Annotated in this window: 26 protein-coding genes; 15 read left to right on the plus strand and 11 right to left on the minus strand. The window is 53.5% G+C overall.

Going from position 1 to position 25,796, the window contains the following annotated elements:
- Positions 1-171: 171 nt before the first annotated feature.
- Positions 172-3,801 (plus strand): bifunctional proline dehydrogenase/L-glutamate gamma-semialdehyde dehydrogenase PutA, encoded by a 3,630-nt coding sequence (gene putA, locus CDH47_RS03895; RefSeq protein WP_100638493.1) that lies wholly within the window; start codon positions 172-174, stop codon positions 3,799-3,801.
- A gap of 52 nt (positions 3,802-3,853) precedes the next feature.
- On the opposite strand, the gene CDH47_RS03900 is transcribed toward putA, so the two are convergent.
- On the minus strand, positions 3,854-4,552 hold the full coding sequence (locus tag CDH47_RS03900; protein ID WP_100638494.1) for a lytic transglycosylase domain-containing protein: 699 nt from the start codon (positions 4,550-4,552) through the stop codon (positions 3,854-3,856).
- A gap of 188 nt (positions 4,553-4,740) precedes the next feature.
- A complete protein-coding gene (locus CDH47_RS03905) occupies positions 4,741-4,917 on the minus strand; it encodes a DUF1328 domain-containing protein (protein ID WP_100638495.1) in 177 nt (58 codons plus the stop codon).
- 250 nt (positions 4,918-5,167) lie between these two features.
- Between CDH47_RS03905 and CDH47_RS03910 the strand changes: the two genes are divergently transcribed.
- From CDH47_RS03910 to CDH47_RS03920, 3 genes are all read left to right on the plus strand, one after another.
- Positions 5,168-5,644: a hypothetical protein gene (locus tag CDH47_RS03910; protein WP_100638496.1), complete on the plus strand. Its 477-nt coding sequence runs from the start codon at positions 5,168-5,170 to the stop codon at positions 5,642-5,644.
- A 25-nt stretch (positions 5,645-5,669) separates the two neighbouring features.
- Entirely contained in the window at positions 5,670-5,906 is a 237-nt protein-coding gene (locus tag CDH47_RS03915; RefSeq protein WP_100638497.1) for a TIGR02647 family protein, read from the plus strand.
- A gap of 125 nt (positions 5,907-6,031) precedes the next feature.
- Positions 6,032-6,922, plus strand: a complete 891-nt coding sequence (locus tag CDH47_RS03920) for a DMT family transporter (RefSeq protein WP_100638498.1) — start codon at positions 6,032-6,034, stop codon at positions 6,920-6,922.
- Between the two features lie 24 nt (positions 6,923-6,946).
- On the opposite strand, the gene CDH47_RS03925 is transcribed toward CDH47_RS03920, so the two are convergent.
- The gene (locus tag CDH47_RS03925; RefSeq protein ID WP_100638499.1) at positions 6,947-8,167 is read right to left on the minus strand and encodes an iron-containing alcohol dehydrogenase; all 1,221 of its coding nucleotides are present in this window, start codon (positions 8,165-8,167) and stop codon (positions 6,947-6,949) included.
- Positions 8,168-8,332: 165 nt separating this feature from the next.
- Between CDH47_RS03925 and CDH47_RS03930 the strand changes: the two genes are divergently transcribed.
- The 3 genes from CDH47_RS03930 to CDH47_RS03940 all read left to right on the plus strand — a co-directional run bounded on the left by CDH47_RS03930 (position 8,333) and on the right by CDH47_RS03940 (position 10,739).
- Positions 8,333-9,232, plus strand: a complete 900-nt coding sequence (locus CDH47_RS03930) for a YegS/Rv2252/BmrU family lipid kinase (protein WP_100638500.1) — start codon at positions 8,333-8,335, stop codon at positions 9,230-9,232.
- Positions 9,233-9,928, plus strand: a complete 696-nt coding sequence (gene mtgA / locus CDH47_RS03935) for a monofunctional biosynthetic peptidoglycan transglycosylase (RefSeq protein WP_100638501.1) — start codon at positions 9,233-9,235, stop codon at positions 9,926-9,928.
- A gap of 91 nt (positions 9,929-10,019) precedes the next feature.
- Positions 10,020-10,739 carry a Rossmann-fold NAD(P)-binding domain-containing protein gene (locus CDH47_RS03940; RefSeq protein WP_100638502.1) on the plus strand — a complete coding sequence of 240 codons (720 nt, stop codon included), beginning with the start codon at positions 10,020-10,022 and terminating at the stop codon, positions 10,737-10,739.
- Here CDH47_RS03940 and CDH47_RS03945 read toward each other — a convergent pair.
- The 4 genes from CDH47_RS03945 to astA form a co-directional block, all read right to left on the minus strand.
- Positions 10,692-11,477 carry a ZIP family metal transporter gene (locus CDH47_RS03945; RefSeq protein ID WP_100638503.1) on the minus strand — a complete coding sequence of 262 codons (786 nt, stop codon included), beginning with the start codon at positions 11,475-11,477 and terminating at the stop codon, positions 10,692-10,694. The two genes, CDH47_RS03940 and CDH47_RS03945, sit on opposite strands and share 48 nt — an antisense overlap.
- Positions 11,478-11,540: 63 nt before the next feature.
- Positions 11,541-12,038 carry a hypothetical protein gene (locus CDH47_RS03950; RefSeq protein WP_100638504.1) on the minus strand — a complete coding sequence of 166 codons (498 nt, stop codon included), beginning with the start codon at positions 12,036-12,038 and terminating at the stop codon, positions 11,541-11,543.
- Positions 12,039-12,136: 98 nt separating this feature from the next.
- Entirely contained in the window at positions 12,137-12,943 is an 807-nt protein-coding gene (locus CDH47_RS03955; RefSeq protein WP_100638505.1) for a DUF1338 domain-containing protein, read from the minus strand.
- Positions 12,933-14,042, minus strand: coding sequence for an arginine N-succinyltransferase (gene astA / locus CDH47_RS03960; RefSeq protein WP_100638506.1), 1,110 nt, complete (start codon positions 14,040-14,042; stop codon positions 12,933-12,935). Before astA ends, CDH47_RS03955 begins: the two co-directional genes overlap by 11 nt.
- A gap of 116 nt (positions 14,043-14,158) precedes the next feature.
- On the opposite strand from astA, the gene CDH47_RS03965 reads away from it, so the two are divergent.
- Both CDH47_RS03965 and CDH47_RS03970 read left to right on the plus strand, forming a co-directional pair.
- Positions 14,159-14,587: an Lrp/AsnC family transcriptional regulator gene (locus tag CDH47_RS03965; protein ID WP_100638762.1), complete on the plus strand. Its 429-nt coding sequence runs from the start codon at positions 14,159-14,161 to the stop codon at positions 14,585-14,587.
- Between the two features lie 406 nt (positions 14,588-14,993).
- Positions 14,994-16,676 (plus strand): AMP-binding protein, encoded by a 1,683-nt coding sequence (locus tag CDH47_RS03970; protein WP_100638507.1) that lies wholly within the window; start codon positions 14,994-14,996, stop codon positions 16,674-16,676.
- A 116-nt stretch (positions 16,677-16,792) separates the two neighbouring features.
- Here the strand turns inward: CDH47_RS03970 and CDH47_RS03975 are convergent, their stop codons facing one another.
- Positions 16,793-16,987, minus strand: coding sequence for a hypothetical protein (locus tag CDH47_RS03975; RefSeq protein ID WP_100638508.1), 195 nt, complete (start codon positions 16,985-16,987; stop codon positions 16,793-16,795).
- Positions 16,988-17,127: 140 nt separating this feature from the next.
- On the opposite strand from CDH47_RS03975, the gene CDH47_RS03980 reads away from it, so the two are divergent.
- Positions 17,128-18,027 carry a LysR family transcriptional regulator gene (locus tag CDH47_RS03980; RefSeq protein ID WP_100638509.1) on the plus strand — a complete coding sequence of 300 codons (900 nt, stop codon included), beginning with the start codon at positions 17,128-17,130 and terminating at the stop codon, positions 18,025-18,027.
- Between the two features lie 12 nt (positions 18,028-18,039).
- Here CDH47_RS03980 and CDH47_RS03985 read toward each other — a convergent pair whose 3' ends face one another.
- Positions 18,040-18,681, minus strand: a complete 642-nt coding sequence (locus CDH47_RS03985) for a transglycosylase SLT domain-containing protein (RefSeq protein ID WP_193601549.1) — start codon at positions 18,679-18,681, stop codon at positions 18,040-18,042.
- 167 nt (positions 18,682-18,848) lie between these two features.
- Here CDH47_RS03985 and CDH47_RS03990 point away from each other — a divergent pair, with 167 nt between their 5' ends.
- On the plus strand, positions 18,849-19,667 hold the full coding sequence (locus CDH47_RS03990; RefSeq protein ID WP_100638511.1) for a DUF2059 domain-containing protein: 819 nt from the start codon (positions 18,849-18,851) through the stop codon (positions 19,665-19,667).
- Between the two features lie 58 nt (positions 19,668-19,725).
- On the opposite strand, the gene CDH47_RS03995 is transcribed toward CDH47_RS03990, so the two are convergent.
- Positions 19,726-20,004, minus strand: coding sequence for a peptidylprolyl isomerase (locus CDH47_RS03995; protein ID WP_100638512.1), 279 nt, complete (start codon positions 20,002-20,004; stop codon positions 19,726-19,728).
- Between the two features lie 183 nt (positions 20,005-20,187).
- Here CDH47_RS03995 and CDH47_RS04000 point away from each other — a divergent pair, with 183 nt between their 5' ends.
- The 4 genes from CDH47_RS04000 (at position 20,188) to CDH47_RS04015 (ending at position 24,364) form a co-directional block, all read left to right on the plus strand.
- Positions 20,188-21,774: an ABC-F family ATPase gene (locus tag CDH47_RS04000; RefSeq protein WP_100638513.1), complete on the plus strand. Its 1,587-nt coding sequence runs from the start codon at positions 20,188-20,190 to the stop codon at positions 21,772-21,774.
- A 176-nt stretch (positions 21,775-21,950) separates the two neighbouring features.
- A complete protein-coding gene (locus CDH47_RS04005; RefSeq protein ID WP_100638514.1) occupies positions 21,951-22,514 on the plus strand; it encodes a DUF1415 domain-containing protein in 564 nt (187 codons plus the stop codon).
- A gap of 228 nt (positions 22,515-22,742) precedes the next feature.
- On the plus strand, positions 22,743-23,471 hold the full coding sequence (locus CDH47_RS04010; RefSeq protein WP_100638515.1) for a polyamine aminopropyltransferase: 729 nt from the start codon (positions 22,743-22,745) through the stop codon (positions 23,469-23,471).
- Complete coding sequence (locus CDH47_RS04015; RefSeq protein WP_100638516.1) at positions 23,468-24,364, plus strand: NAD-dependent protein deacetylase; 897 nt, start codon at positions 23,468-23,470, stop codon at positions 24,362-24,364. Before CDH47_RS04010 ends, CDH47_RS04015 begins: the two co-directional genes overlap by 4 nt.
- A gap of 13 nt (positions 24,365-24,377) precedes the next feature.
- On the opposite strand, the gene CDH47_RS04020 is transcribed toward CDH47_RS04015, so the two are convergent.
- The gene (locus CDH47_RS04020) at positions 24,378-25,787 is read right to left on the minus strand and encodes a sodium-dependent transporter (protein ID WP_100638517.1); all 1,410 of its coding nucleotides are present in this window, start codon (positions 25,785-25,787) and stop codon (positions 24,378-24,380) included.
- Between the last annotated feature and the right edge of the window lie 9 nt (positions 25,788-25,796).

The following is a 25,796-nucleotide window of genomic DNA, read 5'->3' on the forward strand; positions in this document are numbered from 1 at the left end:
ACTCGGTGATTAAGGTCGAGTTGGCTAAAATTGTATTTCATATCGGAGAATTAATACATTTTTGACGGCCAATATGGCCGTAGTGGCATGTCTTTCTGAAGTTTACAGTCAAACAGTCTGAGCCGTTGTAGGTAGAATGCGGTAAAGATAAATAACTGAGAGGGTACAACTATGATATCGCAGCAATCATTAGCTCCCGAGCTTGCCAGCAGCAGGCAGGCGGTTCGCGATTACTATCTCGAAGATGAGTATAAAGTGATCCATGAGATGATTGCTGCCGCACAGTTGTCTGACGCAGAACGACAAAAGATTTCGGCCCGCGCGGCAGACCTTGTACGCAGTGTTCGGCAAAGTGCCAAAGCCACCATCATGGAAAAGTTCCTTGCGCAGTATGGTCTCACCACCAAAGAAGGTGTGGCGCTCATGTGCCTGGCCGAGGCACTGTTGCGGGTACCCGATAACACAACCATCAATGCGCTTATTGAAGACAAGATTGTGTCTGGTAATTGGGGCGCCCATGTAGGGAAAGCGACCTCGGCATTTATCAATTCCACAACGGTTGCTTTGCTGATGACCAGCAACCTGTTGAAGGATTCTGAGCGCCATACAGTGGGCGACACGCTGCGTAAGCTGGTTAAGCGCCTCGGTGAACCAGTGGTTCGCACGGTTGCGGGCCAGGCCATGAAGGAAATGGGGCGTCAGTTTGTTTTGGGTCGCGACATTGAAGAAGCCCAGAGCGAAGCAGAATCCTACATGGCTAAGGGGTACACCTACTCCTACGACATGCTTGGCGAAGCCGCGCGTACCGACGCAGATGCCCGTCGCTACTATGAGTCCTACTCAAACGCTATCGATAGCATCGCCAAAAACTGTAAAGGCGATGTGCGTAAAAATCCCGGCATCTCGGTCAAGCTTTCTGCACTGCTGGCCCGTTACGAGTATGGCCAGAAAGAGCGGGTAATGAATGAATTGGTGCCCCGCGCCCTCGAATTGGCCAAAAAGGCCGCCGCCGCCAATATGGGCTTCAACATTGATGCGGAGGAGCAGGACAGGCTGGACCTGTCTCTGGATGTTATCGAAGCCATAATGTCTGATCCCACACTGGCTAACTGGGAAGGTTTTGGTGTTGTGGTGCAAGCCTTTGCCAAGCGTGCGGGCCACACTCTTGATTGGCTTTATGCACTCTCTGAGAAGCTCGATCGCCGCATTATGGTCCGCCTCGTGAAAGGTGCTTACTGGGATGCAGAAATCAAGCGCGCTCAGGTAATGGGGCTGCCGGACTTTCCGGTATTCACCCGCAAGGCGTGCAGTGACGTTGCCTACATTGCCTGTGCCAAAAAACTGGTGGGAATGAGCGATCGTATCTATTCGCAGTTTGCGACCCATAACGCGCACTCGGTGTCTGCCGTGCGCGAGTTGGCCAATGCTGCAGGCTTGAAGACCTATGAATTCCAGCGCCTGCACGGCATGGGTGAATCGCTGCACAACCAGGTTCTCAGTGAGAGCGGCGTACCATGCAGAATCTATGCGCCTGTAGGCAAACACAGTGACCTGCTCGCATACCTGGTGCGTCGACTTCTTGAAAATGGTGCCAACAGTTCGTTCGTTAACCAGATTGTAGATACTCGCATCACCCCGGAAGAAATTGCGAAGGACCCGATTGATGCGGTGCAGGAACTTGGTAACAAGCTGTCCAGCCAGGTGATTGTCCGTCCAACAGAATTGTTCGGTGACCAGCGCCGTAACTCGAAAGGCTGGGATATTACCGATCCGGTGACCGTTGCCCGTATAAATGAAGGGCGCGGAGCTTTCCGCAGTCATTTATGGACCGGGGGGCCGTTGATTGCCGGCAACACTACCAGTACCGACGTGCTGGAAGTAACAAACCCGGCTAACCCGGATGATCTGGTTGGCCATATTACCCACGCCAATGAGGCCGATGTTGATGCAGCCATTACGGCGGCTGAACAAGGCTTTGCCGGCTGGTCGGCCATGTCTGCAGAAAACCGTGCTGCCTGCGTGCGCAAAGTGGGTGATCTGCTGGAGGAAAACGTTCACGAACTGTTTGCGCTGACGACTCGGGAAGCTGGAAAATCCCTGTTCGATGCCGTTGCGGAGATACGCGAAGCGGTAGACTTCGCACAGTTTTATGCCAACGAGGGGCTGCGCAATAAAGATAATGGCGAAGCTCGTGGCGTTATTTGCTGTATTTCACCCTGGAACTTCCCGGTGGCCATCTTTGCTGGCCAGGTTCTTGCTAACCTGGCGGCGGGTAACGTAGTGGTTGCAAAACCGGCGGAGCAAACATCGCTGTTGGCGTATCGTGTGGTTGAAATGATGTACGAAGCCGGTATTCCCAAAGATGCTGTTCAGCTTCTACCGGGTACGGGTGCCACCGTAGGTACGGCACTCACATCTGATTCCCGAGTCGCCGGGGTTTGTTTTACCGGTTCCACAGCAACCGCTCAGCGTATCAACAAGGTGATGACAGAAAACATGGCGCCAGACGCACCGCTGGTGGCGGAAACCGGTGGGCTTAACGCCATGATTGTGGATTCAACAGCGCTGCCTGAACAAGTTGTTCGTGATGTGCTGGCATCATCCTTCCAGAGTGCCGGGCAGCGTTGCTCTGCATTGCGGATCATGTATGTGCAGAAAGACATAGCTGATAACCTGCTGGAAATGCTTTACGGCGCCATGGAGGAGCTGGGTATTGGTGATCCCTGGGCGCTGTCTACAGATGTGGGGCCAGTTATTGATGAGGCGGCCCGCAAAAAAATTGTCGACCACTGCGATAAATTTGAGCGTGAAGGTCGTTTAGTGAAAAAACTGCCAGTGCCAGATAAAGGCCTTTTTGTCTCACCTGCTGTGCTCAGAGTGAGCGGGATCGAAGAGATGGAAGAAGAAATTTTCGGGCCCATCCTGCATGTAGCAACTTTTGAGGCCAAGGATATCGACAAGGTTGTCGATGCCATAAACGCCAAAGGCTACGGCCTCACATTCGGTATCCACAGCCGGGTTGATAATCGTGTTGACCAGATTGTCAGCCGCATCAAGGTTGGCAACACCTACGTTAACCGTAACCAGATTGGTGCCATTGTTGGTTCCCAGCCATTTGGCGGCGAAGGCCTTTCCGGAACCGGCCCGAAAGCGGGTGGCCCACAGTACGTGCGACGCTTCCTGAAAGGTGCCAGCGTTGAGCGCCCGGCGGATCCCGGTGCTAAAACCATTGATGGCAAGAAGCTGAAAGGGCTGATTGCGAGCCTGGACAAACTTGCTGTTGCCTCCCCGGAAGCCAGGGTTGACGCCATGGAGCCCGTTTTTGGCAGGGTGCCAGAGCCCCTTGATGCCCATGCAGAAGAACTGCCCGGGCCAACCGGTGAGCTTAACCGCCTTACAAACCACGCCCGTGGAACCGTGTTGTGTTTGGGGCCAGACAAGGAAATCGCACTGGCACAAGCCGCCATGGCATTGTCGCAGGGCAACAAGGTGGTGGTTATTGCTCCGGGTGTTGAAGACGTCGTGGCTCGCGCAGCCCAGGCTGAGCTGCCCATAGTGGGCGTTGATGGGCTTTTGGATCCGGACGTACTGGCAAGCGCCGGAGGCTTTGAGGCAGTTGTAAGCTGTGCCGAACAGGCCTTGTTGCGCAAGTATCGCCAGGCTCTGGCCAAACGCGATGGCGCATTGCTCCCGCTGATCACCGAACCTACGCTAGACCAGCGTTTTGTAGTTGAGCGTCACCTTTGTGTGGATACAACCGCGGCCGGAGGCAATGCCAGTCTTATTGCAGCATCCGAGTAATATAAGGATGGAAGGCCGGAAGCACCCAGGAATGGGGCTTCCGGTCATTTAATCAGTTGCTGGCATAGCGTTCGCGCAGTATGCCTACACGTTCAACGTAAGCCTTGGTTTCAGCATAGGGTGGAACGCCACCGTAACGGCTGACAGCCCCCGGCCCGGCATTGTATGCCGCAGTGGCCAGCCTGGTATCACCCTTGAAGCGCTCCAGCATTTTTGCCAGGTAGGTCACCCCGCCACGAATGTTATCTGCAGCCACCATGGCATTCTGCACGCCGACTTCCAGAGCTGTGCCCGGCATTAACTGCATAAGCCCCTGGGCACCCACGGGTGAAAGGGCTTTTTCATTGAATGCAGATTCCGCATGAATCACCGCACGCACCAGTGCCGGGTCTACACCATGCTCTTGGGCCGATGATTTTATTTCTGTTTCATAGCGGCCAGCGAAAAGTGGGGTGGTGCGCCAATTTACCCGGGAGTCCGGGTCACAGGCGTAGCAGTGGAAGCTGATAACATCAAAGTCTGCTACCGAAGGCCGGGTACTGGTGTAGGCAACTATGCCATTGTCATCCTTGTAGCGAAATACGGTTTCGCTTTTGCTGGAAGCTCGCACGGGGCTATTGCTTTTTACGTTGGTAAACTCAATTCTGCCATCCGGATGCACAATGCGTTTGATACTGTCTGCTGCAGTGGGAGCAGAAAACCAGATCAATGCGATGAGCACGGGCAGAGCGAGTTGTTGAAGGCGTATCATTAGCTACTCACGAAAAGCGCAATCAATAATCATGCTGCAGGTTTACCTGAAGGCAGGTAGATTTAAAGATTATACGGCGTTACCGAGCAGAAATGATATTACGTCTTGTCGTTAAAGTGTTACCGGGAGGGGGGAGCCCGGGCGTGTTGGTGCCCGGGCCGAAACGCTGATCAAATTCATTCAGGTTGCTAAATTTTTGGTCCCCGCCCGCGAACAGCATTGGCAATGAGAGAAATCACCAGAAGAACGAGAAAGATAAAGAAAAGTACCTTGGCGATGCCCGCCGCTGTACCCGCGATGCCCCCAAAACCAAGGACACCGGCAATAATGGCGATGACAAGACAGACTACAGCCCAATAAAGCATAATCATTCCTCTATGTATGGCTTCCATTTCAAAATGGCACAGGTTTGCCAAAATGCACAAATACTCAGCAACTCCGGAATCCTGTCGATGTGTTTTTCGTACACAATTGCTGAATTTAACCTTATGTTTTTAATGCTTTAAACAGGTTTCATTGCCGTCGTATTAAGCTTTTATAAGATAAGCTTCCTGTCGGCATATTGTTATGGTGGCGCTACTGCTATCCTTTAAGAATCTGCCCCCGGAGTAATTTATGACTTTGAAACACATTGTTGGTGCCTTGCTCATTACAGCTACCTTAGTGCTTGCGGGACCACTCCATGCAGAATCTGCAGACTCTGCTGTTGATGAGTTCAAGCGTGAAACCCAAGAGCTCGGCGAGGCGCTGCAAGAGTACGGCGCTGACCAGAAGGATCTGGCGGAAGATTCGATTAATCGTGCGCTTTCGGCGCTCGATAAGCGTATTGCAGAACTCGAGGAAGAGCTTTCAGAGAACTGGGATGACATGAGCAACACTGCGCGGGAGCGCTCCAAAGACAGCCTTGCCTCTCTGCGTGAGCAGCGTGAGCGAGTACAAGCTTGGTATAACGAACTCAAAGCCAGTTCAGCATCTGCATGGGAACGAGCGAAAAAAGGCTTCTCGGATGCCTACGACGCACTTTCCGAGCAGTGGAATGAAACCGAGCGGGATCTGACCCTTGATCAGAAAAAGCGAAAACAAAGTATCTGACCACTAAACCAGACAAGGAAACACCATGCCATTTTCACCAGACAATATTGCCGAACTGAACCTGTTGTCCCAGTTTGAATCTTCTTCAGGCCAGGCTGGTATTAAAGTGCACCGTAGCGATGCGGCACCTGAGACTGTTCAAGCAGCAGAGCGGCTATTCGCCAAGGGCTTGATAAGTCGGGATGACGGAGGCTACCTCACGCCAATGGGCAGCGAAGCGGTAGAGCTAACGCAGAAGCTGAAGTCCATACTTACGACATAAAGTTCGCAGACTGATCCCCAGCGTCATCTGTGATGGTTGCTCGGCCGGGTGCCTGTATCTGGTTTGTTTGCGAGCTGGGCTCTAAACTAACTTTTGCTTCAGATACCTGACCCCGGCAGTTATTTATGCGCTCCTTTTTCTATTCGATTTTTGTTCCTGCCTTGTTCGTATGGTTGTGGAGCACTGGCTTCATCGGTGCAAAATACGGTTTGCCCTACGCCGAACCATTTACCCTCTTGCTTATCCGGATGCTGCTAACCCTCGGCATACTGGTGGTACTTGCCGGTGTACTCAAAACCCGCTGGCCAGGCTGGCGAGCGGCTGGCCACCTTGCCGTAACCGGGCTGCTTGTTCATGGCTGTTATCTGGGGGGCGTCTACTATGCCATTCAGGGCGGAATGCCCTCGGGCATAGTGTCGCTGGTGGTTGGTTTGCAGCCGCTTGTCACCGCCGGTGTCGCGGTTCTTGTGTTGAAAGAAGCCATTTCGTGGAGGCAGTGGCTGGGCTTGGGGTTCGGCCTGGTGGGTGTCACTCTGGTTTTGCTGGAAAAGTTTGCCGGGGCAGGTAACCCGGGGGCGGCGTTTTCGTTGTGGACGCTGATATGGGCACTGTTGGCGCTGGCCGGCATTTCGTTGGGTACTGTGTATCAAAAGCGCTATGGAACAGGTGCAGATTTGGTGGCCGGCACCATCATACAGTACGGCGCCGCTGCCATGTTTTTTGCCGTTGGCGCGCTGATGTGGGAAACCCGCGAAGTAGTTTGGGCTCTACAACTCAAGCTTTCTATGGCCTGGCTGGTCCTGGGTGTTTCCATTGGCGCCATTCTGCTTTTGATGTGGCTGATTCGCCGTGGTGCTGCGTCCCAGGTCGCCAGTCTTTTCTATTTAGTCCCTCCGGTCACTGCTTTGGAAGCCTTTTGGCTATTTGATGAGCGCTTAGGCGTATTGGCAATTATCGGGGGAATTGTTTCCATTACGGGTGTCGCCTTGGTGGTGTCGCAGAAACACCCCGGCTAAGGAGCGTTCTGGCGCACGGATCTGTTATGCAGTTTGCCCATCTATAATGCGTAGCACCTGAATAATCTCATTCTTGTTCATGTATTTGGGCACGGCGTAGGTTCCGTGCGCTTCTTTCATGGCGGCTTGTGCCATGACTGTAAAGTGTTTCTCATCGATACCCTTCACTTCGCAGGCGATGGGCAAGGTGGCAAGTAGTGTATTGATACGCTGGATCAACTTGTCGGTTGCCAGGGAGTCTGCCTCTGTATCCGTGGCAAGGCCGCACAGCCTGGCCAGTTTGGCCATTCGGGCTTGTGCACTGTGCCTGTTCACCTCAAGTATGTGCGGCAGAACAATGGCGTTAGCCCGGCCATGAGGAACGCCATATTGTGTGCCAAGCTGGTGTGCAATGGCATGCACGTACCCCAGCCCCGTTTTGTTCAGGGCCAAGCCGCCGTAGTTTGCCGCCAGCGCCATTGCATCCCGGGCCTCGTAGTCCTGGCCATTTTCGCAGGCCTTTTCCAGGTACTTGAGTACCAGCTTTACGCCGGCACCGGAGTAAAACTCCGTTTCAGGTGTTGAGAAATCACTGATCCAGGATTCCAGGCAGTGGGTCAGGGCATCAATGCCCGTATCTGCGGTTACTGACTTGGGCATGCCTGCCATAATCTCCGGATCCAGCGCCGCCGCCAGAGGGACTACCTTTGGCTCAATCACGAGATTTTTTACGTGGGTAGTTTCGTCCGATATGACCGCCCCTATAGTGACTTCAGAGCCCGTGCCGGCAGTCGTGGGAATAACAAACAGTGGGAGAGATGGTTTTCGAGCTTTGAGAATCCCAACCAGCTCCTCAGGTGTTTTGCTGTTGGAGGCAGCCAGAGCAATCACTTTCGCGGCATCAATAGATGAGCCGCCCCCAATGGCCAATACCGCATCACAGCCATTCTGGTGAAGTATTTCCAGGCCTTTTTCTACAACCAGAAACCCCGGGTCTGGTGTTACGCCGCTGTAAACAACCGTTTTGGTCCCCAGCTTGTTCAGATGCTCCTCAATTGGATCGGTGATCCCCAGCTGAAATAGCACATCGTCGGTCACAAGCAGAACCCGCTTGAAGTCGAAGTGCGCCATGTGTTCAACCAGCCTTAACCGGGACTGTACCCCCAGAAACATGTTGGGTATTGGGCTTGGAATCAGTTTTGTTATTAGCTTGAGGGCGGCAAGTTGTGCTTTGGCGCGAACAGGCGTGATCAGGTCTGTAATCATTGCGTGTTTCCAGAGAGTGAGGTTGAGTTCAGGCGTTAACTATAGTCAGACAATGCGGCAGTTGGAAACAGTTCCTGTGTCCGTATGGTAACAACCAAAATGGCATGTTTGAGGTATCTTTGGTGGTTTGAAGCTTTTGGATGTTGTTACAGCGAGCGTAATGGTATGACTTATTGGCTGGTAGCAAACCCTAACGCAGGCAGTGGTCAGAGAGGGCGGGAGTTCTGGCTTGTAAAGCTGGCGAAAGCCGACATTACAGATCCGGAGTGTTGTGACCTTCAGGATCAGAGTTGGACGGCAAACGTAAAACCCGGTGACACTATAATGGTGGCAGGGGGTGATGGGTCTGTTAACGCCGCCGCTCGGATATGCCTGGAGCACAAGGCAACGCTTGCGGTGCTGCCGTCAGGCACGGCCAATGATTTCGCCCGAAACCTCGCTTTGCCGGAAGACCCGGCTGCGGTGTGTGAGCTGGTTCGACAAGGCACCACCCAAAAAGTGGATGTGGCAGAGTTTGGGGATGGCATCTTTCTGAACGTGGCCCATATCGGGCTGGGAGCGCTCGCAGCACAGGAGTCACAGGGCGTTGCCAAAAAGCTTTTGGGGCGCTTCAGTTATGGCGTGGAATTGTTGAAACAGGTAAGTGCCAAGCGGGGGTTTCGCGCAGAAATATCATGTGACAAAGCGATTGTGCGTGGTCGCTGGCTGTCGATAGCTGTCTCCAGCGGTGCCTATTTCGGCGGCGGCAATGAAATCCCGCAAGCAACGGCAGATGATGGGGTGCTCGATATTATTGCGGTGAAACCGCGTCCTGTGATGCAATTGCTGCTTACGTTCCTGCTGGTGCGATTCAGCGGGAAGTCACCCAAACGCACCAGTACAGTGGTGCACATGAAGGGCAGGTGCTGCGATATCATCACCTCCAAAGAAAAAACCGTAACAGTGGACGGCGATGAGGCTGGAAAAACACCGTTTAATGCCGTGTGCCGCAAGCACTGCCTTCGGGTGATTGGCACGACTGTGGTGCGCACCGGCGAGGCCGATAGCGACAGGTCAGGGGCGTGAATGGCTGGTAAATCGCTATCAAAACGGCTGTGTCGTGGCATTGCCCGGGTATTCATTACGCTGGTGCTGCTGTTCTTGTCGGTATTGCTCTTGCTTCGGTATGTAAATCCTCCCACCTCGGCGTTCATGCTTGGCTACAGCCTGACTAACCCCCACAAAGAGGTGCAGCAGCAATGGGTTAGCTTCTCGGACATCTCCCCCTGGATGCCCCTTGCGGTGGTGGCCAGCGAGGATCAGCGGTTTCCTGAGCACTGGGGCGTTGATTTTGAGGCGATTCGCAAAGCTTTGGCTGAGTATCATGCTGGCGACGGCCTCAGGGGTGCCAGCACCATTACCCAGCAAACCGCAAAAAACCTGTTTCTCTGGAACGGCCGCAGTTTTGTCCGTAAAACCCTGGAAGCCGCGCTTGCGCTGGCGGTTGACGGGCTGTGGTCCAAGCAGCGAATCCTTGAAGTGTATTTGAATATCGCCGAATTTGGCCCGGGTATATACGGTGTGGAAGCCGCTAGCAGGGCGTATTTCGGGATCTCTGCGCGGCAGTTGTCGGCTAGTCAGTCGGCCCGATTGGCTGCTGTTCTGCCCAATCCGAAGGTGTTAAATGTTGCCTCGCCATCGCCCTATGTTCAGGATCGTGTTTTCTGGATTCGTGGCCAGATGGATCAGCTATCCGGGCTACACTACCTGAAGGATTTATAGAACATTTCCGGCTGCTCTTCGGGTCAGGTAGCTCCGTAGCTTGTGCGGATATTTGATACCATGAGTATTCACGCAGAACAAAGAGAGCATTATGAAGGTGTTATTGCTGGGTGCCACCGGGCTGACCGGTGGGATGGTTCTCGCTGGCCTGCTGGCCCGCGACGAGGTTGAACGGGTGGTTGTGCCTGTTCGGAAACCCCTGGAATCCGTTCATGGCAAGCTGCAGCAGCAGGAAATGGATTTTGACCGCATGGCAGATTACGCAAAGCTTTTTGAGGTGGATGTGATCGTCTGCTGTCTGGGTACTACCATCAAAAAGGCGGGCTCTCAGGAAGAGTTTCGAAAAGTAGACTACGGCTACTGCCTGAAAGCGGCTGAACTTGGCCGTGCTGCAGGCGCCAGTGGGTTTGTTTTGATGTCGGCCATCGGGTCATCGTCTTCATCGACTATTTTCTATAATCGGGTTAAAGGTGAGCTGGAAGATGCGGTGAAAAGCCTCGGTTACCCTTACTTGTCGATATACCATCCCAGTTTGCTGCTGGGCGACAGACCAGAGCACCGCCTCGGGGAAGCCATAGGAGCGAAAGCCATGCCGCTGGTTAACAGGGTTCTTCTGGGACCGCTGGAAAAGTACCGTGCTATCGAGGCGCAAACCGTTGCATCTGCCATGGTTAACGAGGTTTGCAGTCTGGTTGCCAAGCCGGCGGCCGAGCAGGTTGTTCAGGTTCGCCAGTATGAGGACATTGTGGCGCTGGCAGGCGCCTCAACCCAAGGTGACATCCAGAAACATCATCACCACAAAGCCGACTAACAATGCGAAGGTGGTTTGGGCTTTGTACCGGCTTCGGTGGGTCTCGGGAATGATTTCGTTGCTGATGATGAACAGCATGGCGCCTGCAGCAAACCCCAGTGTCCACGGCATTATCGGTTCTGCCAGCGATACCAGGGCGGCACCGAACAGGCCACCAATTGGCTCAGCCAACCCGGTCAGAAGGGCGATAGTAAAGGCGCGAGCCCGCGAGTACTGGATGGCAATCAGCGAAAATGCCACGGCAAGTCCTTCAGGAATATTCTGAATGCCAATGCCCAGAGCTAGTACATAGCCATTACGAACATCGCCACCCGCAAAGCCAACTCCCACGGCCATGCCTTCGGGAAAGTTATGAAGTGTTATGGCGATAATAAACAGCCAGATGCGGCGAATATGGACAGAATCGGGCCCCTCTGGGCCCAGGTTAAAGTGTTCGTGGGGCAAGTTCTGGTGGAGGTAATAAAGAGCCCCGGCGCCAAACAGAATACCGAATATCACAAGCAGTGCAGCTGCCCAGTTTGAGCCCAGCAGAGCCTCTCCATATTCCAGCCCTGGAAGTATCAGAGAAAAGAAGGATGCGGCCAGCATTACGCCCGCAGCCGCCGCCAGCATGCTGTCCTGCAACCGGTCAGACAGGTCTTTAACGAAAAACACTGCCAAGGCACCAATGCCGGTTGCGAGCCCTGCTGCCAGGCTTGCCAGTGTACCGAGCCAGACGATGCTGATATCAGTTGTCATGAGGTTCTGAATCTCTTGGTCGGCTGAATGCTGGTTAATCCTTGCCAGAAACTATTCAAACCATCAGTCCGTTTTGTAGGTGGGTTTTTTAGACCGCGAGAGTGTGGGCTCACAACCAACCACTTGCCTGGCCTGCTTGTGCGCATGCAGGTACCAGCGTTGCCCAGGCTGTTTGAAGGTGCTCGGAGTTATCTGGAAAGCCGTTGTTTCCATGGTAGCCGGGATAGGTGAGCCATCCGCATGGCGGTATACACAGCTGGTATTGAGGGTGATGGGTGTGGCTATATGTATTTCTATAAAGCCGTCATCCCTGACCCGGGGTGGGCTGTTGTCTACACTGATGACTTTCAGGCAGGGGCCGTAGTGAACCCTGCCTTGCTCCCTCAGATATTCGCTAAGGCAATGCTGGGAACTGAGCAGAACGGCATCGGCACTTTTTGGCTTCGCGCTTTCTGGCTGGCTCTTACTGTTTAGCCCGGCGGCCGGGTTTGTGGATGGCGACGACTGGCAGCCGGCCAATACAAGAAGACAGGCCAGTACAAGTGTGACAACAGGCTTCATTGATACTCCTTGTTGCATTGAACAAGTGGAATTGTTCGGGAACAAGGGGGCAGTTTAGCGTAGCTTTCCGGCTGGTACACGGGTGGACTGTCAAGTGTTTACATGCCGGCATTGGTGCTTTCAAAAATTTTGTCGGCCGAAGCGGCAACAAACCCTGTGTAAAGATTGCCGTCTGGCTTCGGGTAGCGCAGTGCAAACTCATAGAAGCAGCTGGGAATCGTCATTTCGCGATCGCTGAACTGAACCGGAACCCGGTCAGCCATTGTGGATGACTGTTCGAGCAATTCTTTGGGAGAACCCTTCACCTCGCCACCTGACGCATTTACTGTGAAGCCCATGTCTTTCAGCAGCTGGTTTATATCGGTCACGGTCTCAAAGTTATTCAGGTGGTTAATGCTTACCGTGAAGTGGTTTGCCCGGTAACCCCAGGCCGCGAGCCAGGCAGCGTATTCGCTCTCTTCCAGCAGTTGCTGGTAGGTTTGTGAATCCAGGTCCCAATGCCGGCCGGAATAAAGAAAGTTGTCGGCGGTAACCTGTTCTTGTGTTACCTGCTCAACCAGTTTGTGCACTACAGCCTGCAACTCTGGTGAGCACTGCTCTGTCAGCAACTCTGAAATAAACACCTTTGGAGCCTCGGGGTCTGGGTGCTCATAATGTCGGGCATAGAGCTTCTTGGCTTTGAAATGGTACTCGCCGCCTTCCTGGTACCCCAGAGCCAGAAAATGCTCTGCTAGAGCCTCCAGGCCAACCGGCTGCAGGTTAAAAGTACGCAGGGCGATATGGTCGTTGATGATGGCCTGACCTTCTTCGGCACCCAGAATGCGGTGGATATGTGCAGCCGAGGGTGTGACCGCCTTGTAATCCTGCCAGAGGTTTTCGAACAAGGCATTGCGATCAGTATGCATAGTTTAACTCCGTAACCGTATCTTGTGAGTGTACCGCTGCCGTTCTATGGTTCAGGGGCAAAGTGCGCGCAGTGCTGCCATTATCAAGGCAAAGCTTTTCCGCCAGAGCGTGGGGAATTACCAGCGTACCTGAATCGTCGGATGCTTCCGCTGTAACGGTGGCCCGAAAGTTTGCTGTCCCTGTGTTTGCTATCAGGGTGGGTTCGCTTTGCTGCTGGCGGGTGTGCCCAAAGAGCGCTTCTGCGCCAGCCAGGCCTTCATCCACGCAAACCCGTTGCTCAGATGAGGCCCTGACGCTGCGAATCTCCGCCAGGGCGCACTCCACCGTTGGGCCTGCATCAAACAGATCTATCAAGCCTTTATGCTTGAAACCCTCCGCCTCCAGAATCTGCAAAGCTGGCCGGGTGTGCTTGTGCACCTGGCTAAGAACCGCTCGTGCCTCCGGGCTCATAAGGCAAGTATAGAGTGGATGGGAGGGCATCAGCTCATCAATGAAATCTGTGTAGCCGGCACCGACCAGATGGGTAGCCTGGGCGAACTCCATGTCGACAAAGTGTGTGCTCAGCCAGTCCCAAAAGGGTGACTGGCCTGCGGCATCAGAAACACCGCGCATTTCGGCAATCACCTTGTGTGAAAAACGCTCCGGGTGCTGTGCCATAAACAGGAAGCGCACCCGGGACAGCAGCTTGCCCGCATTGGCCCGGCGAAACTCGGGGCGCAAATAGAGTGAGCAAATCTCGGAATAGCCTGTGTAGTGGTTGCAGCGGGTGAGGGTTTCCACACTCCGGCGAACATCAAGGTCCCGCGAGTGATGGGTAACTGTGTTGCGCCGGAAGTGGTAAAGCGGCTGGGTGTGCCCGGTGTTTGCCTCAATACCCGTGGTGCCGAGAATGTCGCCAGTGGTTTCATCTTCCAGTACAAACAGGTAATGCTCGTCGCCAGGGCTGCGCACATTGCGGCCAAAGCTTGCCGTGGAATGGGCAATTTTTTGGGCCAAAGCGTCCCGGTCGGGCATCAGAGATGTAAATCCCGGGCCAGACTCTTCGGCTATCTGGTAAAGGGTTTCCAGATCTTTGTCTGCAATGGGGCGAATGATCATAAGTGGCAACCCGGCGTTGTTTCGAGACAGTATGCAGTGATGCTTTGCCGGTTTGCAGATGCGTTTTGATCGTAATGGGCTATGCTTTGCACAAAACAGCGAGGCAATTTTTCGAAATGATAAAAAGTAACGACCAAAAGCTGCTGATGCTGCTGCGTCAGAATGCGCGAATCAGCATTACGGACCTGGCCAGGGCGCTGAAACTGTCGCGCTCAACGGTGCAAAGCAGAATAGCCCGGCTGGAAGCCAGCGGAGTGATTGCAGGGTATGCAGTACAGCTAGGCGGAGCGTTTACTGCCAGCCAGGTGGAAGCCCATGTTTCTATTAAAGTGGCTCAAAAATTAACGGCGCGAACAAACAATGCACTTGAAGGCATTAGCCAGGTGTCGCAGTTGTTTTCGGTAAGCGGAGAGTACGATCTCATAGCAATCGTGCAGGCTCAGTCTCTTGAAGAATTGAGCGCGGTGTTGGACGAGATTGGTAATCTTGAAGGCGTTGAGCGCACTAACTCAGCCGTAGTTCTGGAAACCCGCTTCCGGCGTTAGGCGCTTTTCGCAATTCTTGAATCGTCAGCTACTTACGTGCCCAGCATGCCCGCAAAGGCGCTGTACAGGAACGCGGCGGAGCCAAGCAGAATAACTCCCCAAGCCGGAAAAATCAGTAAAGAGCGGGTCGACTGCCTCATGGCTGTCTCCTATGAGTGATGAAAAGCGATAAGCTTCGATTTTCACTTTAGACCAATCTTGATGAATGTCACATAAAAAATTACCAGCTTCAGCAAGTCATTACAGAGCAAGGGTTGGTTTAGCCACTAAGGCAGGTGTTTAATGCCATTGAGCTCGCGCCAATTAACACTAATATTTGTGTAAACAAACAAATTTGCATTAGAGTGAATCCGAATTCAGATGTTTGTCTGAATTCGTCAACGATAACAATAATCAGGAGTTTTTCATGGCATTGGATCCCCGCAAGCAGACCTCCTTGCACTGTTTGTACTACTGGGCAGAAAAAAGCCCTGAAAGAACATACCTCACCCAGCCCTATCCCGATGGTACGGTAGAAAATATTAGCTGGGAGCAGGCTGCCGACCAGGTGTCGCGCATGGCGGCCCACCTCAACAGTCTGGAGTTGTCTGAGGGCAGTAATATCGCCGTTCTCGGCAAAAACAGTGCGCACTGGATACTGTCGGATCTCGCCATTTGGGCCGCCGGGCACGTTTCCGTGCCCTTATATCCCACGCTTAACGGGGACGCTGCTGCTTATGTGCTTGAGCACTCTGATGCCAAGTTGCTGTTTTTGGGTAAACTTGATGGCACCGCAGATGGCTGGAATGATATAAAAGGCCACATTCCTCCTGATCTTCCAATCATTTCTCTGCCCATGTCGCCGCGCGATGATACCCCCAAGTGGATTGACGTTATTGCCAAACATGAGCCGGCGGCGCCGCAGTTACCGAGCCAGGATGCACTTGCCACGATTGTTTACACGTCCGGCAGCACGGGGCGCCCTAAAGGAGTTATGCACAATTTCGGAGCCATGATGTCGGTGGCAGATGGGCTGCAACAGATGTTCTCGGTGTCCTCTGAGGATCGTATGCTGTCCTATCTTCCTTTGGCGCACGTGGCAGAGCGGGCGGCGGTTGAAACCCAGTCGCTGTATTTTGGCTTTCATGTGTATTTTGCCGATAACCTGGACACCTTTCAGCAGGATCTTCAGCGTGCCCGGCCGACTCTATTCTTCTCAGTCCCGCGCTTGTGGATGAAGTTTTATCTTGGGGTAAACGCCAAGTTGCCACCCAAGAAACAAAAGCTGCTATTCAGCATCCCGTTTGTGCGTTCTGCGGTGAAAAAGAAAGTGCTCAAACAGTTGGGGCTGGATCATTGCCGGGCAGCCCTCACCGGCGCTGCACCATTGTCTGAAGAAATCATCCTGTGGTACCGAAACCTTGGCCTGGAGTTGCTTGAGGTTTATGGCATGACAGAAAACTTCGGATACTCCCATGCCAGCAGACCCGGACGAGCCACGATAGGCCTGGTAGGTGAGGCCAACCCCGGGGTTGAGCATCGCATCGGCGAAGGGGGAGAGTTACTGGTGAAAAGCCCAGGGATGATGATGGGCTACTATCAAAACGAAGAAAAAACCCGCGAAGACGTCACCGATGATGGCTTTCTTAAAACCGGTGATATGGGGGAGATTGATGCAAATGGCTACCTTAAAATTACCGGCCGAGTGAAAGACCTCTTCAAAACCTCAAAAGGGAAATACGTTGTGCCGGTTCCTATTGAAAACCGGTTCAACCACCCCTCGGTGGAAGCTGTCTGTGTGGCCGGCGCCAACCAACCCCAGCCCTGCCTGATGATACTGTTGTCTGAAGACGTTCGGGATGCGCTTTCAGGGGGTATGGATAGGGCTGAGCTTGAACAGGAACTGCTGAAAGAGTTGGGCGCAGTAAATGAAGAGTGTGAAGCCCATGAAAAAATACCGTTTTTGGTGGTCGTGAAAGAACCCTGGACCACAGAAAACGGCATGCTCACGCCAACCATGAAGATCAAGCGGAATGTTATAGAAGATGTCTACAATCGCAAGATGGACGGTTGGTTTGGCCAGAAAAAGAAAGTAATTTGGGAAATTTGATCGAGTAATGCAAAACGCCGGTGGCTCTGAGATCAGAATCACCGGCGTTTTCAGTTTGGCTACTTGGTTCAGAGCTGCGGTAATTGGTGCAGCTCATTACGTTTGCCTGACTGGAATCAGTGTCCGCCTTGCATCTGAACGATTTCGGGCGTTGCTTCTGCAGCCTTACGGTTAAAGGACCGCAGCTTACGGCTCATAAACTGGACTGCCATTTTCGCCGCCGCACGAGTGTGCTGGCTTCTCACCGCAGTACTGTTGTGGAGGATACTGGACGGTAGCGAGTGAACGGTTGTCATAGGTCTTTGTGCCATAACGACTTCCTCCTTATCTGGTGAGTTTTTACAGGTGAGTGGAAAAATTCTATTTCTGACTATGTACTGAATTATAAGGGTATTATTTTGCAGCGTAAATACGTTAAACTCCGTACTCTTGTTGCAAATATGCAGTAGCTATGGACTGGGATTATCTACGATATATACATGCTCTGGCAATAGGCGGAACCCTCGCCAAAGCCGGAGAAATACTGGGCGTACATCAAACCACGGTTTTGCGTCGCCTTGACCAGATGGAAGAGACGCTGGGCGTTCAATTCTTCGAGCGTAATCGGGATGGGTTGCAGCTGACCCCCGTGGGCGAAACTGCCTTCCGCAATGCAGAAAAGCTCTCTGTGGAGATGGAAAACCTCGAGCGCAAATTGGTAGGCCAGGACTCAGCACCGGTGGGAAAGGTACGGCTGGCGGCTGAAGATACGATGATGAGCGAATTGCTCGGGTCAGTTCTGGCTGAGTTGGTGCGGGAGTTTCCCGACGTTGAGCTGGAGGTACTCACCGATAACGACGTTACCAATCTTACTCACAGAGAAGCGGATCTTACTCTGCGCCCTGAGAATAAGCCCCAGGCAACTCTGGAAGGTGAGCGTGTGGCGGCGATTGAGTCTGCAGTCTACGGATCTGCCAGTTATTGTCGGCGTCATCGCGATATTGATATTGAAAACCACCCTGAGGACTGCCTTTGGATTATTCCGGATGACACCTTCAGTCATCTGGCCACGGGGCGGTGGTATCGAAAGCATTTGAAAAATGCCACCTCCGTTATTCGCTGCAACAGCTTGCTTGCCATGCACGCTTTGGCGCGCGCGGGCGCAGGGCTTGCGGTTTTGCCTTGTTTCCTGGGTGAGGGCGCAAAGGAGTTACGCAGGTTGTCTGATCCTCTGGAAGGTGAAAGCGTTGATCTGTGGGTTCATGTAAGCCAGGACACACAGCAAATGGCGCGGATACGAATCGTAAAAGAGTTTCTGGTGGACAGGCTGCGTGCCCAGGCATCAGCCATTGAGTTTAACCCAGATGGTTAAAAATACCGGGCCTCAGCCGCAGAAAGGCCAGAACTGATACCAGCGCCAGCACTGGAATTCCTGTTCACAGGTTTTCAGTTGATTGTCGTATCGGAATGCCCGCAACTGAACTCGCGACGCCAGCGCCGTAATGGCAGGCTTGCGGGTATAAGATTTGCGAGCGTAGCCACCTCGCCCTTCATGGTACGCCAGGTAAAGTTGGCGGGGGTTATAAAAGGGAATGCCAAGCTGGCTGTTTGTGAGGTGGTTATACCAGCCCACAAAATCCAGCGCATATTCCATATCGGTTCGCACAGTAAATAAGCCATCGCCATTGGCGGAAAGGTACTCCCCCCATGCGGGATCTAATGCTTGTGCATAGCCGTATGCAGTGGTTGGCCTGGACCAGGGTATAAAACCCCACAGTTTTGTTCTCGGTGGTCGGGCGTGACTTCGGAACGATGATTCGTAATACACAAAGGCCATTTGGGTCGCTATTGGAGTCCCCCAGCGTTCCTGGGAGTCTCTTGCGTAGTCGTACCAAACCGTATGCTCTCGGAAGATCTCGCACAGATCGTTCGGGTTAACCGGTGGTTCCGGGGCCAGTAGGCTGAAACGCAGCGTTGCCCATGTGCCAATGAGCAAGCCCAAAACCGGAAGGCCGTACCATTTCATGTGGGATCGCCACCGATCTCGACGGGTCTGGCGCTTTCTTTTACGCCGCGGAGCCCGCGCCCAGAACTTTCCTACCAAACTGTCATCTCCAGAACCCATGGATTGCTTGCTCAGGGGAGGGTGCCCGTGTCATAAACGCTGCATCCACCAAACAGGATGATAGTTAAATGAAGCTTGGTACCCTAGTTAAACCTCTTTTAGTTGCTGGCCTGTTTATGGCCGGCTCTGCCATGGCTGCGCCCAGCGCGCAGCGGGTGCTGACGGCATCGCCTATCGACGATATTGTTGAACGCTATCCGGCTATGATGGCCGAAGGTATTCGCGAGGGTGTGAAGCGCAGCCAGAAGCTGCCACCTATGGTTGCAGACACGCTTGGATATGTAGTCCGCAACAGCTTTAGCGCGGCAGATATAGAACAGAAAATTGTAAGTAACCTGGAGCACAACCTTTCGGGTAAGCAGCTTGAGGCGGTAGAGGGCTGGTACAAAACGCCCGTTGCCCGAAAAATATCAGCGGCAGAAATCGCGGCCTCCGATCCGGCAGCATGGGGGCAGATTCAGGCACGAGCCTCAGAGCTGAACAAGAAGTACAAAGGCACTGATCGCGCACGTATGTTTGAACGGTTCGATCGGGCTGCTCGCGCAACCGAAAGTGCAGTGGATACAACTATTGCGGTGCAACTCGGCTTGGCAACAGCAATGGCTGCATTCAGCAGCGATTCGACAAATTACGATGAGCTGAAACAGAAACTAGGTAGTCAGCGTAGCGCCATTCGGGGCATTGTGGAGCAGCAGGTGTATGACAGCTATCTACATACCTACGAAAAAATCAGCGCTCAGGAGATGGGGTTGTATATCGATTTTCTGGAAAGCGAGGCGGGAACTGCATTTTCCAAAACAGTAACTGAAAGCATCCAGCAGGCGATTACCGAGCCTATTGAATCCATCGGCAGCCAGTTGGCACGCTTCCTCCTTCCGCAAAAATAGAAACCTTGGCTCCTGAGTTGATCAGGAGCCAAAAGCCAGTCGCGGCAAGGGTAAGCCCTTAGCTGCGGCTGGTAACTTCCAGCAGGTGATAACCAAACTGGGTTTTTACTGGTCCGAGAACCTTATTCACTTCACCGCTGAACACTACTTTATCGAACTCTGGAACCATCTGGCCTGGGCCGAATGAGCCCAGATCACCGCCGTTGCGGCCGGAAGGGCAAGAGGAGTGCTGCTTTGCAACTTCTGCAAAGTCCTGACCACCCTCGATTGCGGCTTTCAGTTCTTCACACTTTGCTTCGCTGTCTACCAGAATGTGGCGTGCGGTTGCCTGTGCCATGGTTACTGTCCTTACATAAAATGAATGGGAACTTCAGAGAAGGAATGCTGCCCTTCCGTCGGGCTTGAGGCAAGCCCTTTTTATGCGTGTTTCTGCGGCCTCACGGTAATCACCGCAAACCTGTACAATGCCGGCTTTCTTTAGCCGGTGCAGCGCTGGCCCTCACATCTATAGGTTTGTTTCTTGATCTCTACTGCCAACATCACCATGCAATTCGGGGCAAAGCCCCTGTTTGAAAACGTTTCTGCCAAGTTCGGTAACGGCAACCGCTACGGCCTGATCGGAGCCAATGGCTGCGGTAAATCCACACTGATGAAAATCCTCGGTGGCGACCTGGAGCCTTCTGCCGGCCAGGTTATGCTGGAGCCGAACGTTCGCCTGGGTAAGTTGCGGCAGGATCAGTTTGCCTACGAAACCTGCTCTGTTATGGACACCGTCATCATGGGCCATGAAGAGCTTTGGCACGTAAAGAAAGAGCGTGATCGCATCTACTCGCTGGCAGAGATGAGCGAAGAAGACGGTATGGCCGTGGCAGATCTGGAAGTTCAGTTCGCGGAGATGGACGGCTACACAGCTGAATCCCGCGCTGGTGAATTGCTATTGGGGTTGGATATACCCCTGGAGCAACACGAAGGCCCTATGAGCAACCTGGCCCCTGGCTGGAAATTGCGAGTTTTGTTGGCGCAGGCACTGTTTTCTGATCCCGACGTATTGTTGCTCGACGAACCCACCAACCACCTGGACATTAACACTATCCGTTGGCTGGAAAATATTCTGGTAGCTCGCAGCAGCACCATGATCATCATTTCCCACGACCGCCACTTCCTGAACAGCGTGTGCACCCACATGGCCGATCTGGATTACGGTGAGCTGAGGTTGTTCCCGGGCAACTACGATGAATACATGACCGCCGCCACCATGGCTCGCGAGCGCCTGCAGGCAGACAACGCCAAGAAGAAGGCACAGATTGCAGAACTCCAGCAGTTCGTAAGCCGCTTCTCGGCCAACGCCTCGAAAGCCAAACAGGCCACCTCCCGTGCTCGCCAGATCGACAAGATCCAGCTGGATGAAGTAAAGCCATCCAGCCGCGTAAGCCCGTTTATCCGTTTTGAGCAGGGCAAGAAACTGCACCGCCAAGCCGTAACCATTCGGGATCTGACCAAAGGTTTTGATGGCAATACGCTGTTCAACAAGCTGAACCTGCAGGTGGAAGCTGGCGAGCGCGTGGCCATTATCGGCCCCAACGGTATTGGTAAAACCACATTACTGCAGTGCCTGGCTGGCGCTTATGAGCCGGACAGCGGTGAGGTTAAGTGGACCGATAGCGCGGAAGTGGGCTACTACGCCCAGGATCACACGGATGATTTTGCGGATGACGACACGCTATCTGAGTGGATGGCACAGTGGACCACCGGCGGCGAGCAACTGGTTCGCGGCACCCTGGGGCGTATGCTGTTTTCTGGCGATGATATTGGTAAATCGGTGCGGGTTATTTCCGGTGGTGAGCAGGGGCGCATGTTGTTCGGTAAGCTGATTCTGCAAAAGCCGAACGTAATGCTGCTGGATGAGCCTACTAACCACTTGGATATGGAGTCTATCGAGGCGCTGAACCTGGCACTTGAGAACTATCCGGGTACACTGATTTTCGTGAGCCACGACCGTGAGTTTGTGTCTTCCCTGGCGACTCGAATTATTGAGCTTACGCCGGATGGCATTACGGACTTTAGTGGGACTTATGATGATTATCTTCGTAGCCAGGGTTATGTCTAAAACTTACTGATTCTTTGGAGGCTGGGCAGTCTGGCAGGGCTGTCCAAAAAACCGCTGTTAATACATCCTTATACGCTTGGCTCCGCCATCCATGGCTCCGCACATTTTTTGGACAGCCCTGCCAGCCTGCCCGATCTGAACTATGGAGTTTGGATCAACAACCAGAGGGATTAATTGTGAACGACGGAACGGTAGTTCAAGCAACCCGGAAATGGGTCGAAGACGTTGTTGTTGGTTACAACCTGTGCCCCTTCGCCAAGCGGGAACTGGTCAGAGACCGGGTACGGTTTGTGGTATCCGAGGCAGATAACGAAGACGGACTCCTCCAAGCCCTGCAAACCGAACTCCTGCGCTTGGACGATGAACCGGAAATCGAAACCACAATCCTGATCCACCCCCACGTACTGCAAGACTTTGCAGACTACAACGAGTTTCTGGGCGCTGCCGACGGGCTGTTAACCTATCTGGACATGGAAGGCATCTACCAGATTGCCAGTTTCCATCCGGAATATCAGTTTGCTGGCACTGAATCGGATGATGCGGAGAATTACACCAATCGATCTCCGTTCCCCATGCTTCACCTGTTGCGGGAAGCCAGTCTGGAAGCGGCGATTGATAATCATCCGGATGTAGATGGAATACCGCTGCGGAACATTGAGCTTATGAACAAACTCGGTGCGGAGAAAATGCGGACGATTTTAACCGAGAGTCTGACTGCGTCGGAGAATACTGGGGAGTAGGCCGTTGCACCGGTGCGGTCCTCCCACTCAAATGTGTGTGAAGCGACGAATCCAAGGGAGTAGACAGTAGCGCCTATGGGGGGCCTTCTCCCAAAAATGTGCGGAGCCAAGCGTACATGGATGTACTTGCAGCGGTTTTTGGGAGAAGGCCCCCCATAGGCGCTTGCACAGTGCCGATCTTATGCAGGCACGAAAAAAATCAAAGCAAAGAAAAAAAGAGGCACCTCAGTGGCAAGACTGTTCGAGCAAATAGATAGCCAACCCTCCGAAATCGGCGAAATCACACTCCGCCGCCGACGCATCCCCGCACTGGGCGACCGAGACATCTACGAAGTAAAACTCGGCGAAGAATTTCTCATGTCCAGCATGTTCGTAGACGCCGAAGTCGCACTCTCAAACCTAGGGCTGAATGAAACCGAAGGGGATAACCTCAGCGTTGTCGTAGGCGGCCTCGGGCTAGGCTATACCGCCGTAGCCGCACTCAAACATGAGCGAGTAGGGGAACTGCTGATCGTCGAATACTTCGAACCCGTCATCCGCTGGCACCAGCAAGAATACGTACCCCTCGGCAAAGACATCAACGCCGATGCCCGCAGCCGCTACATCCACGGCAGCTTCTTTGACCTCGCCATTGCCGACCCCGAACACGGTGGCTTTGATCCCCAGGCACCCGGCAAAGAATTCGACGCCATACTCCTGGATATCGACCACTCTCCCCGCGCTCTGCTGAACGACTCCAACGCCAGCTTCTACACCACCGACAATATCAGCCGCATGGCAAGGCAACTCAAACCCCGTGGTATCTTTGCCATGTGGTCCAATGAGGCAGAAGACGACGTATTCATGGATGTGCTGCAGAATGTGTTCACGGACGTCGTTTGTCATGTAGTGAGCTTCTACAACCCGTTCCAGAACAGGGAATCTTTTAACACCGTATACGTGGCCCGCAAACCGTGACGACCTACAGAACTCGACCCTTCAGTCCGAATCAACGCCTGCCCGAGCTGGATGCGCCGCCGGTTGTGCATGAACCAGAGCAGGCGGGCGAGATGCTGGCAGACTTCATTCGCCGCAATCCCAGGTTAATGATTTTGACCGGCGCAGGTGTAAGCACAGATTCCGGTATTCCTGATTACCGCGATGGTGAAGGCGCATGGAAGCGTAAGCAACCAGTTCAGCACCGTGAGTTCATGGAGAGCCATGAAACCCGCCAGCGATACTGGGGGCGCAGCTTGATTGGCTGGCCGGTGATCCGCAATGCAAAGCCTAACGCCTCCCACTTCCATATTGCTGAACTGGAAATGCGCAATCATTCCAGCCTCGTGGTCACCCAGAATGTAGACCGCCTGCATCAAAAAGCGGGTACACAGGGCGTAAGCGACTTGCATGGACGTGCAGATGAAGTGCTCTGTATGAGCTGTGGTTATAGATGCGCTCGAGATGAGGTACACGAACGCAGTGCCGAGCTTAATCCGGCCTTTCAGGGCTATAAGGCGGAGGCTGCTCCAGATGGTGATGCAGATCTGGATGTAGATTTCTCCGATTTCCGTCTTGCAGATTGCCCGCGATGCAACGGAATACTAAAGCCAGATGTCGTGTTTTTTGGTGACTTTGTACCGAAGCAAAGAGTGGAATTGGCGAAAGAGACGCTCAAGGCAAGTGATGGTTTGTTGGTGATTGGATCTTCGTTGATGGTCTTCTCCGGCTTTCGCTTTTGCCGCTACGCCAAAGAACTGGGCAAGCCGATAGCTACCCTGAATCTGGGGAGAACACGTGCAGAAGAGTTGGCGGAACTGAAGCTGAACGCAAGAATCGGGGAGACCCTCAGGGCCTCCCTCGATCAGCTATAGGCCGGGTGCTGGCTTAGGCTCCAACAAGGTTGTAAACAAACACCGTTCCCACAGCCACCGGAGTAATGAACCGCACGGTAACGTACCAAAGATTGAACATGGGCTTGGAGAGCGCCAGCTCTTCTTCCATGGCCTTGCGGGACATAATCCAGCCAGCAAATACCGCAACCAGCAAGCCGCCCAAAGGCAACATGATGTTGGCAGTAAAGAAGTCCAACAGGTCAAAGATGGTTTTGCCTTCCAGCATGGTGATCCACCCCAATGGTGCAAAGCCTGACCACAGGTTCAGGGACAGGATCGACGCAATACCCAGAGCCCAGCACACAAAGCCTGCCGCCAGCGCACTGATGGTGCGGTTCATGCCTTTTTGCTCTTCCAGCCATTCTACAATCGGCTCCAACAGGGAAATTCCTGACGTCCAAGCGGCGAAAATCAGCAATACAAAGAACAGGGTTCCGAACAGGCTGCCCATAGGCATTTGACCAAACGCCAGTGGCAGGGTCTGGAAGATCAGGCCCGGGCCCGCGCCAGGCTCAAGGCCGTTGGCGAAAACGATCGGGAAGATAGCCAGCCCCGCCAGCAGTGCCACGCCAGTGTCGATGAGACATACAGCTATGGATGTTTTGGCGATGGAGATGTTTTTCGGCAGGTAGGAGCCGTAAGCCATCATTACTGCCATGCCAAGGCTCAGGGTGAAGAACGCGTGCCCCAAAGCGACCAGTACACCGGCAGTAGTGAGTTTGGAAAAGTCTGGTTGAAACAGGAAGCTTACCGCCCGCCCGAACTCGCCAGTGGTCATGGCGAAGCCAACTACTGCAAGCAGCAGAAGGAACAGCGCAGGCATCAGAATGCTGACAGCTCGCTCAAGCCCCGCACGCACGCCCTTGGCTACCACAAGGACTACCAAGGCCATGAACAGGGTATGCCACATCAAGAGGGTGAGCGGGTCGGCCAGCAAGCTGGAGAAGATCTCGCCAATGGCATCCGCAGACTGGCCCGTAAACTGTCCGCTCGCAGCACTACCCACATACGACACTGCCCAGCCGCCAATGACCGAGTAAAACGAAAGAATCAGAAAGCCAGCAATTACACCGATTGCACCAACCGCCCGCCAGGAAGGATTGATTCCCTGCTGCTTTGCGATTTGTTTGAGACTGTTAACCGGGCTGCGCCCACCACGACGACCAATAAGCACCTCGGCCATCATAATTGGCAGACCAATGGCGGCAATACACAGAAGGTAAACCAATACAAAAGCGCCACCGCCATTTTCGCCGGTAACGTAGGGGAATTTCCAGATGTTGCCTAGGCCGACAGCAGAACCTGTGGCGGCAAGAATGAAGGCAAAGCGCGAGGACCAGAGCCCCCGGCCAGCATTGGAACCCTCCATTGCGGCCGGGTTTGTTGCATTAGAGTCAGACATAATTGTCTC

It is taken from the genome of Marinobacter salexigens, from assembly GCF_002806945.1.
Lineage (GTDB): Bacteria > Pseudomonadota > Gammaproteobacteria > Pseudomonadales > Oleiphilaceae > Marinobacter > Marinobacter salexigens.